Annotated in this window: 17 protein-coding genes and 1 riboswitch; of the genes, 14 read left to right on the forward strand and 3 right to left on the reverse strand. The window is 38.4% G+C overall.

Going from position 1 to position 14,215, the window contains the following annotated elements:
* Nucleotides 1-60: 60 nt before the first annotated feature.
* Nucleotides 61-765 (reverse strand): DsbA family protein, encoded by a 705-nt coding sequence (locus ACOQO5_RS06340; protein ID WP_420580848.1) that lies wholly within the window; start codon nucleotides 763-765, stop codon nucleotides 61-63.
* Between the two features lie 796 nt (nucleotides 766-1,561).
* On the opposite strand from ACOQO5_RS06340, the gene ACOQO5_RS06345 reads away from it, so the two are divergent.
* The 3 genes from ACOQO5_RS06345 (at nucleotide 1,562) to ACOQO5_RS06355 (ending at nucleotide 4,305) form a co-directional block, all read left to right on the forward strand.
* Nucleotides 1,562-1,975 carry a WapI family immunity protein gene (locus ACOQO5_RS06345; protein WP_420580849.1) on the forward strand — a complete coding sequence of 138 codons (414 nt, stop codon included), beginning with the start codon at nucleotides 1,562-1,564 and terminating at the stop codon, nucleotides 1,973-1,975.
* A 329-nt stretch (nucleotides 1,976-2,304) separates the two neighbouring features.
* Nucleotides 2,305-2,694, forward strand: coding sequence for a hypothetical protein (locus ACOQO5_RS06350; protein WP_420580850.1), 390 nt, complete (start codon nucleotides 2,305-2,307; stop codon nucleotides 2,692-2,694).
* A 1,107-nt stretch (nucleotides 2,695-3,801) separates the two neighbouring features.
* On the forward strand, nucleotides 3,802-4,305 hold the full coding sequence (locus tag ACOQO5_RS06355) for a hypothetical protein (protein WP_420580851.1): 504 nt from the start codon (nucleotides 3,802-3,804) through the stop codon (nucleotides 4,303-4,305).
* Here ACOQO5_RS06355 and ACOQO5_RS06360 read toward each other — a convergent pair.
* Entirely contained in the window at nucleotides 4,290-5,297 is a 1,008-nt protein-coding gene (locus ACOQO5_RS06360; RefSeq protein WP_420580852.1) for an IS110 family transposase, read from the reverse strand. The two genes, ACOQO5_RS06355 and ACOQO5_RS06360, sit on opposite strands and share 16 nt — an antisense overlap.
* Nucleotides 5,298-5,858: 561 nt before the next feature.
* Here ACOQO5_RS06360 and ACOQO5_RS06365 point away from each other — a divergent pair.
* From ACOQO5_RS06365 to ACOQO5_RS06400, 8 genes are all read left to right on the forward strand, one after another.
* Nucleotides 5,859-6,389, forward strand: coding sequence for an RNA polymerase sigma factor (locus tag ACOQO5_RS06365; RefSeq protein WP_420580853.1), 531 nt, complete (start codon nucleotides 5,859-5,861; stop codon nucleotides 6,387-6,389).
* Complete coding sequence (locus ACOQO5_RS06370) at nucleotides 6,358-6,837, forward strand: hypothetical protein (RefSeq protein WP_420580854.1); 480 nt, start codon at nucleotides 6,358-6,360, stop codon at nucleotides 6,835-6,837. The genes ACOQO5_RS06365 and ACOQO5_RS06370 overlap by 32 nt, the downstream gene beginning before the upstream one ends.
* Nucleotides 6,838-6,841: 4 nt before the next feature.
* Nucleotides 6,842-7,369: a DUF4252 domain-containing protein gene (locus ACOQO5_RS06375; RefSeq protein WP_420580855.1), complete on the forward strand. Its 528-nt coding sequence runs from the start codon at nucleotides 6,842-6,844 to the stop codon at nucleotides 7,367-7,369.
* Nucleotides 7,362-7,937, forward strand: coding sequence for a hypothetical protein (locus ACOQO5_RS06380; protein WP_420580856.1), 576 nt, complete (start codon nucleotides 7,362-7,364; stop codon nucleotides 7,935-7,937). Before ACOQO5_RS06375 ends, ACOQO5_RS06380 begins: the two co-directional genes overlap by 8 nt.
* A gap of 12 nt (nucleotides 7,938-7,949) precedes the next feature.
* On the forward strand, nucleotides 7,950-8,846 hold the full coding sequence (locus ACOQO5_RS06385; protein WP_420580857.1) for an ABC transporter ATP-binding protein: 897 nt from the start codon (nucleotides 7,950-7,952) through the stop codon (nucleotides 8,844-8,846).
* On the forward strand, nucleotides 8,839-9,660 hold the full coding sequence (locus ACOQO5_RS06390) for an ABC transporter permease subunit (RefSeq protein ID WP_420580858.1): 822 nt from the start codon (nucleotides 8,839-8,841) through the stop codon (nucleotides 9,658-9,660). Before ACOQO5_RS06385 ends, ACOQO5_RS06390 begins: the two co-directional genes overlap by 8 nt.
* 89 nt (nucleotides 9,661-9,749) lie before the next feature.
* A complete protein-coding gene (locus ACOQO5_RS06395) occupies nucleotides 9,750-10,130 on the forward strand; it encodes a hypothetical protein (protein ID WP_420580859.1) in 381 nt (126 codons plus the stop codon).
* Nucleotides 10,130-10,360 carry a type II toxin-antitoxin system HicA family toxin gene (locus ACOQO5_RS06400; RefSeq protein ID WP_420580860.1) on the forward strand — a complete coding sequence of 77 codons (231 nt, stop codon included), beginning with the start codon at nucleotides 10,130-10,132 and terminating at the stop codon, nucleotides 10,358-10,360. Before ACOQO5_RS06395 ends, ACOQO5_RS06400 begins: the two co-directional genes overlap by 1 nt.
* Before the next feature lie 24 nt (nucleotides 10,361-10,384).
* Here ACOQO5_RS06400 and ACOQO5_RS06405 read toward each other — a convergent pair whose 3' ends face one another.
* A complete protein-coding gene (locus ACOQO5_RS06405; protein WP_420580861.1) occupies nucleotides 10,385-11,416 on the reverse strand; it encodes a fatty acid desaturase in 1,032 nt (343 codons plus the stop codon).
* 171 nt (nucleotides 11,417-11,587) lie between these two features.
* On the opposite strand from ACOQO5_RS06405, the gene ACOQO5_RS06410 reads away from it, so the two are divergent.
* From ACOQO5_RS06410 to ACOQO5_RS06420, 3 genes are all read left to right on the forward strand, one after another.
* Nucleotides 11,588-12,277: an SIMPL domain-containing protein gene (locus ACOQO5_RS06410; RefSeq protein WP_420580862.1), complete on the forward strand. Its 690-nt coding sequence runs from the start codon at nucleotides 11,588-11,590 to the stop codon at nucleotides 12,275-12,277.
* 40 nt (nucleotides 12,278-12,317) lie between these two features.
* Nucleotides 12,318-12,788 (forward strand): DUF6265 family protein, encoded by a 471-nt coding sequence (locus ACOQO5_RS06415; protein WP_420580863.1) that lies wholly within the window; start codon nucleotides 12,318-12,320, stop codon nucleotides 12,786-12,788.
* A gap of 181 nt (nucleotides 12,789-12,969) precedes the next feature.
* Nucleotides 12,970-13,093, forward strand: a riboswitch (SAM riboswitch).
* Between the two features lie 106 nt (nucleotides 13,094-13,199).
* Nucleotides 13,200-14,207, forward strand: coding sequence for a homocysteine S-methyltransferase family protein (locus ACOQO5_RS06420; RefSeq protein WP_420580864.1), 1,008 nt, complete (start codon nucleotides 13,200-13,202; stop codon nucleotides 14,205-14,207).
* Nucleotides 14,208-14,215 lie beyond the last annotated feature (8 nt).

Genomic DNA, 14,215 nt, shown 5'->3' on the forward strand with positions numbered 1-14,215 from the left:
GAATACAATTTATATGAACTATTATTAAAACTTCCAACAAACCATTCTCGCAAATAATTCCTAGGCTAGTATGCTTTCTACTGTTGACTGCATTTTATCATAATCCGAATAGCCCATACTCACTGCAAAGTACTCCTCTCCTTTTTTGAGTATCACAGCAGGAAAACCTCGAACTCCCATTTGCTGTGCTTTGGCAAAGTCCTGATAAACCAACTGCTTGTAGCCTGGCGAAAGAAATAGCGACTCGAAAGTCGTATAGTTTAAACCCAACTCTTCACAAATCTTTTGGTAAGTAGATAAATCATGCACATCGCCATTTTCAGCATAAAATGCTTGTTGCAATCTTTTGTAAAAAGGCCACTCCTTAGAAGCATCTATATCACGAACCACTCTTACGGCTCTGGCAGAAGGTTCAGTATCGTAGTTGAACTGTTCTCGATCGAAAAAGCTAAAATCAAAGGGCTGAACAGAAGCCTCTTGCACATGTTCCCAGTTCGACCGAATCATGACACGAAAATCTTCCGTCCACTCTTCTCCTCCGCCGGGACGAAGTCCACCTAAAATCAATTCAAAATCAAATTGATCTTTGTACTTTTCTTTCAGTTTTTCTAAATGATTGGTAATCCCCCAGCACCAGGAACACATGGGATCTCCGACATAGATCAGTCGATCGCCGTTCACATTGATGTCAATAGCTTTTTCTTTACTTTCTACTTCCGGCACTTTGCAGGTACCATCTTCACAGTTCATAGACTCCTCTATCATTTACTCTTCAGTTTACTTTCCCGATACAACGCCAAAAGTGCCCAATTGATTCCATAATTTCAATCTATTGATACATTGACGATGGTATAACATATCAATAGAAGCTATATTCGGACAGCTATTGGCATCATCACCTAATAGTCCTGTCAGCATTATTGATCAATAAAATGTCTTATTGCTATATAAGAAATAAGTGTAATTAGTTACACTTACATAAATGTTGTATTGAATAACTTTCATTTCGTAGTATTGGCCTAAATATTTTTCAGCAGAATCGGAGATGGATTGAATTTAGAAACCAGGGGTAGCCTGGTTTTCAAGTCTTAGCGGTGAGACCGTGCAAGTAGGGACTACTTGTAGACGTGTCGAAACGTCTCAAAGACTTGATGAAGTTAGCCTATTCCAAGGACAATATCCGTTATTAAACGTTTGTAATCGGATAACTGGAAAAGAACTTCAATCCATCGTTTTATTATTTGCTCTGCTGCCTACCCTCAACAGATGATACCGTGCCGTAATCGATCCATTGAGTTTAGTAAAAATATTAGAGGCCTTGCTGGAAGGAGAAATGCAAGTCACTACGTTTTTTTCTGTCATTACTTATACTGCCGTAACGTAAATTTAAAGCGCTATAGAAACGCAGAAAAAATCTCAACACAACAATCGGTAAATTCAATGATCTTAAGAGGAATTTTCAAGCCAAGGCATATTATGAAAACCCTCTTCGTTTTTCAAAACACCAGATCATATATATTTACCTCAACATTATCGCGAACTACCTTAACGAAATTCCATCATGACTTTCGAACTTCAAGACTCAGGCAATTTTCTAAAGCTAACAGCTCTTGAACAGTTGTACCCGAACTCTTCGGATTGGGATCAGAAGTTTCTTTCATGCTCGGTCGAACTCAAGTCTGGAGCATTTTCAGGCAATTTCAACGGTGAGTTTATGGTGGATGATTTCAAGAGCTTCAGCCAACAACTTCAGAACCTATACAAAACTCTAAAAGGAACTGCGAATTTTAACTGCCTAGAAGACTATGTCAATATAGTCGTAACTGGAGACGGAATAGGACACCTATCTGCCAAATGCGTGGTAACAGACTCCCCATTCCCATTGAATTCACTACAATTCGAACTTGAATTTGACCAAACATATCTTCCTAATATTATCAACGACTTAGACCAAATCGTTAGCAAATTCTCGTAACGAAAAGATCGCGATAACAATGCATATAGCGAATGCCCATAGCTTTGTAACCGAATCAATGCCATAACATGCTCCGCCGATTCACTCGGGAAGCGATAGAATACCGAGGAATGGTCATTCGTATGCCGAAGCGAGCCTGATGAGACTGAGCGACTAGACTGGCTTTGGCGGTTTGGAGTGTATCGGCTACTTTAGTGCTTTTAGATACCGTATGGGCACATCGCCATATGCGGTCGTTAGACATAACCACTTCATAACTCATGGGATTATTTAACCTATTCAAAAAAACTCCAACTCTTGAACATCCAGTTTTCGGAACCTTAACTTTCATGGAAATAAAAAGGAACCCAGAAAACAACTACTTTGAAGGGGCTGGAACATTTGCTCCAACTAACAACGAAATTGAATACTTCATTCCTGCTGACATTAGCGGGCCAACTCAAGAACAGGTAGACTTCTACGAAAAACTTCAAACCAATTACCCTGCAATCTCATCTAAATGCTCAGAGCTAATTGAAGCGGAATTTAGAAACTGGAAGGAGGATTTCAAGATTAACGACTTCAACTCGGAGTTTAAACTAGTAGCCATCAACATTCCAGAACTCAAAAACGACCCAATTGAATGGGATATGGCGTTTGAAACCGAACATGATGAAAACCATCAATTCACAGTATACTTCGAAGGCGAAGAAGCAAATAGAGTTGGAGTGGACGGATAAAATATGTCTAACAAAAGATAAATAAACATAGGGCTGATCTGCAATCCGAAAGTTCATCGGATTCTGGTAAGTCCGCCAAGTAAAATATAAATTTAGAATTCGGTCTTGGCTCGTAGGTCAGGAAAGCAAGGTGCTATTCACTCCCTACGTTTTTTATCAAGGCGTTATGAGCAATTGGAGAGATTCGGGCCAAAAATTCAGGTGAAGAAAGATCTAAATTTCTCCCTTTCCGAATTGAATTCAGAAGCTAATGTCTTGACTGAGGCAGTTTGAAAAAGCAGCAAAATTGATTTAAAATTGTACTATACAAAGAAATAAATTGTACTTTAACTGACGTTAGTCTGTAGAATGCATATGATTAAATCAAAAAGAAAGTTTCGATCCTACATTCTAATAGCATTCTTATTACCTATTGCTAGTTCAATAACTTTATTAGGGCTTGTGCTGTTAATCGAATCTTTGACAAAGGGGCCAATTGGCTTAGCTACAATCTCTTTGGTTCTATTATTTATAGGAAGTATGTTCCTTTTCTTTGGAGTTTATGGTTGTAAAAGAATTGAAATCGACCCAATCAATCGACGAATTGCTATCATTTACCTCGGCCTATTCCGACAAACATATACCTCAACATCCGTTCTTAAGTTCAATAATGTACCATTTCAAAATTACTTTGGATCTTTCGACGGAATACTTATTGAAGATGAAAGAGACTTTCAACATCATTTCAGTAAGTTCGATACTAAAAATTTTGATGAGCTGAAGATTGCTGTGAAACAGACAGTAAATTTGAACAAAGAAATAAAGATCAATTTTTTTAAGCCAATCCTTAAGCCATTCTTCATTTGTTGCGCGATACTATTGATTATTATCGTCACAACATACGTAATAAAATAAAAGCTCATAACAATCGATTATGACTGCAGGGCGGTTCAGAAGTAGTGGAAGCGGCAGAGCTTTTAGAAACCCCGTCGATTCTGCGATGCGCCTCATTGTAAATCAAAAATGTATGAGTCGAATCACAGATTCGACTATATTCGTACAGAAACAAACTACATAACAAGCGCCCCACAGCATATCGGGTCGTAGGGCATGAACTTAACCTAATTAATGGAATTGAAAGAACTTGATATCAGAACTAACATTAAAGTGTTAGCCTGGATTTATGTAATTGCCTTTGGGATACTTGGTTTTTTTTCCTTGAGTAACATTGTTAAGATGTTAATCATCAAAAAGAATCCAATGCAAGAGGAATGGCTTGAGGCAGACCCAAATTCTTTTTTTGAAGCAAGTAGTATTGCATCGGATATATTTGCAATATCAGCTATTACTTTAGCAATAAGCATAATTCTCATATTGACTGCTTCAGAACTTATGAAATTCAGAAAATGGGTGGCTATAACAATTAACGTAGTCTCTGCAGTTTTTGTCATTTCGATTCTTTCTGCAATAATCTTTGCAGCTTACCAGTTTCAGACTTCCGATGTTAGTTATAATGTTGAGCATTTTGGGCCTGAACATGCAAAATATTGGGAGCTTGTTAAGAAGTATCAAATGATTTCATTCGGAACCATTGGACACCCCTCTACTCTTATGATTCAAACAAGTGAATGAGTATAATTTTTTTCATATTTTCTATTTTCAATTACTACTGCAAAAATTCGATGTATTAGTTTGGATCTAATGGCGTTAATTACTGACATTTTGTTTTTCCCTTCTTCAACTTTTCTTTCATAATATTCCCTGAGTTCACCACTTGTTCGAAGCGTTGAAAGTGCAGCCATATGATAGACTTTCTTTAAACTCTTATTGGCTTTTTGTGAGACTCGGTTTCTTGATGTTTTGCTAGTTCCCGATTCATATCTGAATGGAGCACAACCAATATGACATGCGAATTTCCTTGGGTTGTCAAATTTTTTAAAATTGTGTGTTGCCGCTATTGTAGCAATTGCGGTTTGCTTTCCGACTCCTTCTACTGATAAAATATTGTCGTAATTTTTCTTGATGTGAGGGTCGTCGGTAATTATGGTATCTATTCGGGCCTCTATTTGACTAATCATTTTCTGATATGTCGACATAACGTTGCGAAGGCGTCGTAGTTTCATTTTGAAGTATTCTTTATCTATAAAACCTTTTTCTTGCTCTATCTGCCCTTTGTATTTAGCCAGGTCTTGAACCATCAAACTCCGTTCTGTAATTAATAATTTAAGTTCTTTTACCGTCTCAGAACAGGGTTCCACTATTTGTGCTTTATCTTCAAACCGCTTCGCATATTCGGCAATCCTAATCGCATCTACCTTGTCATTTTTTCCTCTGACCATGCCTTGAGAATGGAGAATGGAATAGGGAGATTCCATCCATAAATTAAGCTCTAGCCCTAATGCTACTTCTACAAGTTTATTGCCATATTGACCTGTATGCTCAGCACAGAGTAAAGTATTTTCTTTATCCAGCTGATAATGTTTGAAGAACGATTTAAACTGTTTTAATAACTCTGAAACATTATTATTCCATTTATTATCTACAAGTTCCCCTTGTTCAGTAAGTAAGGCTAAATCAATAGTATCCTTACTAATATCAATTCCAATAAAATGCTTAAACTTCATGATTATTTATAACTTTAGATTGAACATTTAACTAGAAGGTTAAGAATCTGAACTGTAGCCTAACAACCTTAATGGTTACATACTCTTATACAGGTCTCGGTTCAGAGGGGAAACAAGCATTTAGGAGTGGGATGAATCTTATTCATGGTCATAGTTAAGTCGCTTGAATCCCTCTTAACCAATAGTTACTTCAATCAACATATTTTATTGGAATATTACAACACAGCAAAACTAAGGTGGTCGTAGCGTCCGCTAAGACCCAAAAATAAATAGAGCGTCCGCTCGGTCTGCAACAGTATTGGGAATTTTGGCTTAAATGACAATCGGGCAGATGCCCTTTCTCAAAATAGGTCTTAGGATCGCTATCGCTTAACCTACGACCAGAAGTTTACACAGGTGTTAAATACTCATCTCTGAAATATTACTTCATTCCCATTCTCAAAAACCACAGCCGTCCTTCATTTACCGTTTTTGTAATAATCCTGGGTCATTTCCTACTAATAAAAAAATATTTTAAAACTAATTGTAACCGAACGCAAGACCCCGCGTCTCCTAAGCAACATGACCACAGAACAATTTAAAACCGACGTCTTATCAGTCAAGAACAAACTCTTCCGATATGCCCTGAGTATCGTGTGTGAGGTGGAATTGGCCGAAGACATCGTGCAAGAAGTGTTCATGAAGCTTTGGAACCAGCGAGAAAAACTCAAAGAGGTAAAGAACATTGAAGCCTGGAGCATGACGATTACCAGAAACCAATGCCTGGACAAATTGAGGAAAAAGAAAATGCATGTGGTGGACTTATCTGAGGCCAAATATCAGATATCAGGGCATCAGGTATCAGACCACCTCAGCATCAACAATGATTTGATGGAAAAGATCGAATCTACGCTGGAGCTGCTACCCGACAAACAACGTGAGATTTTTCGGCTGCGGGAGTTACTGGGCTATTCCAATCAGGAGATTGAAGAAATCACAGGATTGGACGACACTCAGGTGAAAGTGTACTTGTTCAGGGCAAGACAAAAAGTAAGGACATCATTGAGTAAAATATTGAATTATGGAGTGGAAACGAATCAAGCAGCTGTCTGAAAAATATTGGCAAGCTGACACGACATCAGAAGAGGAAGCAGCACTCAGAAAAAACATCACATCCTCCAACGATCTGATAGATCCGCAGGAGGTCGAATACTTCAACACTTTGGAGCAATTCTCTTCGGTAAAACTCAATGACAACTTTGATGATCAGTTTTTTAAAAACATTGAATCGGAACGTAAAACGATTTCATTATTTCATCAAAAGTGGTTTCAGCTAGCGGCATCAGTGATCCTGATGATTGGTATTGCCGGAGGTTTTCATTCTTATAAAGCCAAACAGTTGGCGCGTCAACAAGAAGCTAGAGCCGCTTTCGAAATCGCAAAAAATGCCCTTTTTATGGTTTCCGATAATATGAACAAAGGCAATCAATACACGATTGATGGCTTGAAAAAATTTGATGAGACCCAACAAAAAATTAAAACTCAGAATTTCAACAATTAAGAATATGAAAAAGTTAATGATTATCATGATAGCTGTAATGGGAAGTTGGTCCACTATGGCACAAGACAATGCAATAAGCAAATATTTTAGCAACTATACGGCTGACACTGCATTCACCAAAGTGACTGTGACCAGTAAAATGTTCTCACTCTTCACTGAAATTGAGGGAGAAGACGAAGCAGAAAAAGAAGTTTTGGAAGCATTGAGCAAACTCAAAGGAATTAAAGCATTGATCAATGAAAACCCAACAGATTCCAAAGCACTTTATGCCAAAGCAATAAAGTCTATTGACAAGGACAAAAGCTATGAAGTGTTGATGTCGGTAGAAGGCAATGATGAAAACATCAAATTCATGATTCGAGATGAAGGCAGCATCATCAACGAACTACTTATGATCGTCTCTGGTGATGAGGAGTTTCTAATCATGAGCCTATTCGGAGAAATTGATTTGAAACAAATCGCCAAGCTCTCAAGAATTATGAAAATGAAAGGCATGAATCATCTCAAAGCATTAGATAACGATAATGATTGATATCAACAAAGGTCAAAAACTCACTCACTCTGCTCTTTTAACAAAGGGCAGAGTTTTACTACTTGCTATAAGCTTAATATTTATATCGTTCAATTCCATTGCGCAGAGCAGCACCATCACGGAATTGAAAAAAGAAAAGCTAACTAGCATGGATTTGCACTTTTACCCAAGTACGCTCCGTATGGTCAATCTTGACAATAATGAAGAATTCAATCGACTCATTCAAGATATCGAGAAGCTTGTTTTCTTCAAGATGAACGGCAAGTTTGAAACCATTGATATGTACAACTTGGTAAACCAACTTCAATCCAATGAAGCCTTTGAAGAATACGTAGTGGTAGACGGTCCTACTAAAAAGTTCTATTTGCTAGGTAGGGAAAAACCTGCTGAAACTATAGGCCTTGCACTAATGAATGAAGAGCACTTCGTATTTGACATTGCAGGAAGTCTCGAACTCAAAGAACTTCCCAAGTTGTATCAATACATCTCTGAAAATGATTCTACTTTTCAAAGTAAATTCTCACAAATTCTTGGACTGATGGAATTTGGCGAAGACGTTGCGGACTAAAAAACTCAAACATTGAAATATATACTCGAAACCAAAGGACTCACCAAAAAATACGGTAAGCTCACTGCGTTGGATCAACTCAATCTGACGATAGAGCCTGGACAAGTCTTCGGACTCCTGGGCCCAAACGGTAGCGGCAAAACCACTACCCTTGGCATGATCCTCGACGTAATCAAACCCAGTAGCGGTAGCTACTCTTGGTTTGACGAATCCCCCAGTGCTGATAGTCGCAAGAAAATAGGCGCCATATTGGAAACTCCTTGCTTCTACCCTTATCTATCGGCAGTTAGAAACCTCAGGATCATAGCCAAAATCAAAGAATGCCCAGCATCCAGAATAGATGAAGTACTGAAGCAAGTGGGATTGTATGAGCGCAAAGACGACCCCTTCAAAACGTATTCGCTTGGTATGAAGCAACGATTAGCCATAGCCTCAGCCCTATTGGCAGATCCACCGGTTTTGATTTTGGACGAACCTACCAATGGGCTAGATCCACAAGGCATTGTTGAAATCAGAGAGATTATTCAGCAAATTGCCTCTTCAGGCAAAACCATCATCTTGGCTAGTCATTTGCTCGATGAAGTGCAAAAAGTTTGTACCCATTTCTGTGTATTACGTAAAGGAGAAAAACTCTATCAAGGCAGCGTAGAGGAAGCACTATCAGATCAGAAAACAATCGAAGTAGCAGCGTCAAATATGTCTCAACTTGAGGAAGCACTCAAAGGCTTAGATGGTGTTTCTAAGATTGAAAAAACAATCGATGCTTTGTCATTGACCACTGTCAATGGACTTTCACCAGAATCCATTAATGCTTTCCTTTTTGAAAAAGGATTAACAATCACACACTTGGTTAAAAAAGGCGGTAGCCTTGAAAAACAATTCCTCAAAATACTCAACGAAAATGACTAGACTCTTACAAATAGAATGGCTCAAACTTCGGTACAATCGAGCCTTTTGGATACTCATCAGCATGTACTCAGCTGGAGTAATTATTGTTTGCTCTAGTGTCATGATCGTTTTGCAATACCTGAAAAGCAAAGGTGCAGATTTCAATGGCATTGATCCGACGATTATTCCGTACTATGACTTTCCAGATGTATGGCACAATACCGCATATATCGCTACTTTCTTTAAGGTGCTTCTCGGCTTTATCATAGTGATCTCTATCGCCAATGAAGCGTCTTACCGTACCATGCGGCAAAACATCATTGATGGATTGAGTAAAAAGGAGTTTCTCATGACCAAACTGCTGATCATTGGTATACTGTCATTTGGAGCCATGGTCTTACTTTTTCTTATCGGTCTATCTACGGGCAGCCTTTATTCTCATGTTTGGGGGTGGAAATATGTATTCTCAGACATGCAGTTCTTGTTCGCTTATGGGTTCGAAGTGTTTTGTTATCTCACTTTTGCATTGACCATTGCCTTACTGGTCAGAAAGGCCGGATTGGTCATAGTAGGACTATTGATGTACACTTTGATTTTTGACCCGGTAGCCTCTAAGCTATTGGAGCATTTTCCGCACATTTGGGATGAGATTAGATTCTTGAAAGACTATCTCCCGGTTACAGCTATGAATAACCTCATTCACATCCCCTATATGAAATACTTCTTTCAGGAGATTCAAGATTACATATCATTGAGAGAATTTACAATAGCCTTCGGCTGGCTGGTGGCCAATATTGGTTTTAGTTATTGGATATTGAAGAAAAGAGATTTGTAAAAGTTTTGATTAGATTTAATCGTTAAGAGATTTATTTACATTTAAACTATTTTTGTAAAACTTCTTCAGACTTAATTTATTAGTAGATCATGGGACTTAGAGCATCGGGTAAGTTAAAAACAAAAAAAGGCGTATATGAAGTATCAATGCCATTAGTCGAATTTAAAGAAGATGACCATTTTATCGTTTTCGCACCGAGCCTAGACTTAAGTGGTTATGGCAAATCTGCACAAGAAGCCAAGGAAAGCTATTTAGAAGCACTCGATGAATTCATGCGTTATACGGCAAACAAAGGCTCATTGGATAAAGCACTTACCGAATTAGGGTGGCAATTGAAAAGTAAGAAAAGCATTAAAACCTACATTCCTCCCAATCACTCAAAACTCATAGACCAAAACCCTACTTATCACGAAATTATAGACAATAAGGAATATAAAGTCTCAAGAGAAAATCTCGAATTAGCTTATTAATGGGAGGAAAAACTCTTAAAAATATCCCATTAAAACTCTACCGAGATTTCCTCAAAGATCAAGGCTGCAAAATCACAAGAACTAAAGGAGGACATGAGCATTGGACGAAAAAGGATTTATCCAGACCGATCACCGTTCAATCTCATATAGACCCAGTACCTGAATTCATCATCAAAAATGGTTTGAGAATATTGAAGCTAACTAAACAAGACTTTATTAACTGGATCTAAACTCGTTTCTATTTGAGGAACAAACTAAGCAGCCACTTTTTGTAACCTCCTGTACTCTCCAAATGTAATCATGCGTTGAGAATCTTCATCCCAAAGTCTATGATTCATGTACTTCAAGCTTTCCCAGAATGTAACTATAGTCGTGTACTTGCTAAACTCTGGATTTTCCTTGATGCACTTCACCAGATTGTAATTTGGAATGGCCGAATATAGATGATGAATATGGTGAACACCGATATTGCCTGTCAGCCAATTGACTAATGCAGGCAACTTGTAGTATGTACTTCCTTTTACAGCAGAAGTAAAATGATCCCAATCTTTCGCCCATCTCTTGTAGCCATCTTCATGCTGATGCTGAACATAAAAGAACCAAATCGCGATGATCGAAAACAGATACAATACAGTAAGGTATGTGGACAAAATCGCTTTCCAATCGAAGATCATACAAAGAGCCACTACCCCGCCGATCACTACTACATTGTTGATCATCACACTCCAAAAGGCTCGTGACTTTTTATTATCCAATACCACCAATGGCAATCTCATATTTCTAATAAAATAAATGATCGGCCCAATCATAAAAGTTACAAGAGGGAATCTAAAGATCTGATATTTGATTCTATCCCAAGTTCCCATTTCTTGATATTCTTTCACCGTCAGGGTATTGATATCACCAATATCTCGAGTTTCTAATTTGCCGTTATGATTGTGATGAAAGGCATGCGCATCTGCCCAATATTTGTAAGGCATCGCACTAAAAATACTACACACAAAACCGATCGCATCTCTCCACTTTCTTGACTTCACAAAAGAATGGTGACCACAGTCATGCTGAATTATAAATATTCTAACTAAGAAGAAGGCGTTGATCACCCCCAAGCCAAAAAATAAAAATAGGTTGTAAGAAAAGGCCCAATACATGGCAATCCATATCGCCACAAATGGGATCATCGAATTGCAAATTTGCCAAATTGCCTTCTTATAAGACGTCTGCTTATACTTTTGCAACGTCTTCATCATCTCCTTTGCAAACGCTTTAATTTCAATGTCACTCATAAAATAATACTACAATTGTTTGTTACTATAAGGACAAGATTGCCCAATATTTGTGACAAAGATCGGGAAAATTATTTAGGCGGTTAAAAGTCCTTCTGGAATAATTCTTATGATTTAAATCAACTTTGGGCTAATTTTTGCAAACGACAAGTCAAACAAATTGAATTACACATGAAAAAGTTAATCCTAGTCCCTATTTATTTCCTTGCCTTGCTTACCGCTTCAGCTCAATTGAATGTAACCGGGCAAGCCTCTATTTCCGTTCAGCCAGAGCGAACAATAGTTACCTATTCAATCAACGAAACCAGAGACAGCTATGATGAAGCGATTTCAATGATGACCAAAAGAATAGATGCATTGACCAATTCTCTAACAAAAATTGGATTCAAAAAAGAAGAAATTAAAACAGCGAATTTCAACATCCGACAAAATAGAAAATACCGTCAGGGTGAGCCCAAAGGAGAAGAATATGTTGCTTCCCAGACCCTCGAAATCCGATTTGATCATTCAACAAAGCGTCTCTTAGAGGTCCTAAACAAAACAGCCTCCGACGAATCAGCTCCTTCTGTTTCCATAGCCTTTGGCATGTCCGATAAGCAAGAGGAAAAAGTAAAAAAAGAACTCCTAAAAATGGCAGTAGCAGATGCAAAAGCTAAAGCTGAAATACTAGCAGAAACTACTGGATACAACATCAAGGGCATAAAAGAGATTAACTATGGAAATTCCTCGAATGTGCCTCGTCCATATGCAGCAAACATGGGTATGATGAAAAGTTTCGCAGAAAGCGACATGTCAAACTTCGAAGCCAAAGATTTAACCATAAGTGATCAGGTATTCATTTCTTTTGAAATTGAAAAATAGGACTTGGCCCATTCACGGAATTATTAATTACCTTAAGGGAATGAAAAAGCTACTCATTCCCTTACTTTTTGCCTTGAGCTTTCAGCTAAATGCTCAAGATTCAAAGCCTACCATGGATGATCTGAACTTTATACAAGGCTATTGGGTAGGCGATGGATTTGGTGGTATATCTGAAGAAGTATGGATACCAGCCTCATTAGGTCGTATGAATGGAATCTACAAACATAAGAAGGATGACAAAACCACCTTCATGGAATTTATGGATATTTCGACTGTAGAAGACACCATTCGCTTACGGCTCAAACATTTCAATCCTGACATGACAGGATGGGAAGAAAAAGACAAATACGTCACCTTCACGCTAGAATCCATTGAACCTAATAAAGCCATTTTCAAAGGTCTCACTTACGAATTAGTAGACCCCAATTATCTAAAAGTCTCGCTAAAGTTGAAACAAAAAGATGGAAGCGTAAATACCGAAGTATTCAACTTTAGAAGGAAAACCCTTTAATCCACCCGTGCCGTACCTGTTGCGGCACCTATATCCCCACCAGCAGAGCTTTATTCAAACAGATCTCGGAATAAATCCGTGAACACATTTCAAAACTCACAACAAATCAAGCCTTTTGATAAGAATCATCTAATTATACCTTGATTTCTTGTTCTGACTTCAAATTCAGCTATCTTTGCTTTACTTATCAAGAAAGACCGAGGGACTGGGCCCGAAGACGTCTTGGCAACATATCCATAGCCGCAATATTGGATGTTGTGCCAACTCCCATTTAGAATGAATCATCATTCTGAAGAAGATAGGTTATCTATAAGATTTCTTTTTTGGTAAGTGATGTATCGGATGAATCCAATACACATAAAATTTATGCGCTACACTTGGTGTTTCGCTGTACATTTAAATTAAGATTAAATGAATATTCTGGATATTCTAAAAGAGAGAATATTAGTTCTGGATGGAGCTATGGGCACCATGATCCAACGTTACAAGTTGGAGGAGAAGGACTTTCGCAATGAAGAACTCCAAGATCATGACGTCCCTTTGAAAGGTAATAATGACCTTCTCTCTGTGACCAGACCTGACGTGATCAAAGAGATACATGCGGCATATTTCTCAGCGGGTGCTGACATAATAGAAACCAATACTTTTGGCAGTACTTGGGTAGCACAGGCAGATTACAAACTCGAAGATTGGGTCTATAAAATCAACTACGAGTCAGCCAAAATTGCCAAGGAAGTAGCTACCGAATTCACCAAAAACGAACCAAACAAGCCTAGGTTTGTAGCGGGCTCTATGGGACCTACTAACCGTTTGACATCGATGTCTCCAGATGTAAACGACCCAGGCTATCGAGCCATCACATTCGACCAGTTACTAGAGGCATTTGGAGAGCAGGCCAAAGCGTTGTTAGATGGAGGCGCTGATATTTTGTTGGTAGAAACCATTACGGACACTTTAAACTCAAAAGCTGCTTTGATGGCCATAGATCAAATTGCTGAAGAAAGAGGCATCCGAGTACCTATCATGGTATCTGGTACCATTACTGATGCCAGTGGTAGAATCTTGTCTGGACAAAACACAGAAGCTTTCCTGATATCGGTATCTCATTTGGACCTGATGAGTATTGGACTCAACTGTGCGCTGGGTGCAAGAGAGCTCAAACCTTATTTGAATACACTATCCAATAAGTCTGAGTTTAACATCAGCGCGCATCCTAATGCAGGATTGCCGAACGAGTTTGGAGAATACGATGAAACGCCAGAAGATATGGTCGCGCAAATCAAAGAGTTCTTGGATGATGGCTTAATCAATATTATTGGTGGATGTTGTGGTACCACACCTGATCACATCAAGGCGATTGCTGAGCTGGCCTCCAATTACAAACCGAGGGTTTCAGAAGCAAGAGCCGTATACGCATAGTACATTTC

Origin of the sequence: Reichenbachiella sp. (genome assembly GCF_965223055.1) — a bacterium.
In the GTDB taxonomy this organism is placed as follows: domain Bacteria; phylum Bacteroidota; class Bacteroidia; order Cytophagales; family Cyclobacteriaceae; genus Reichenbachiella.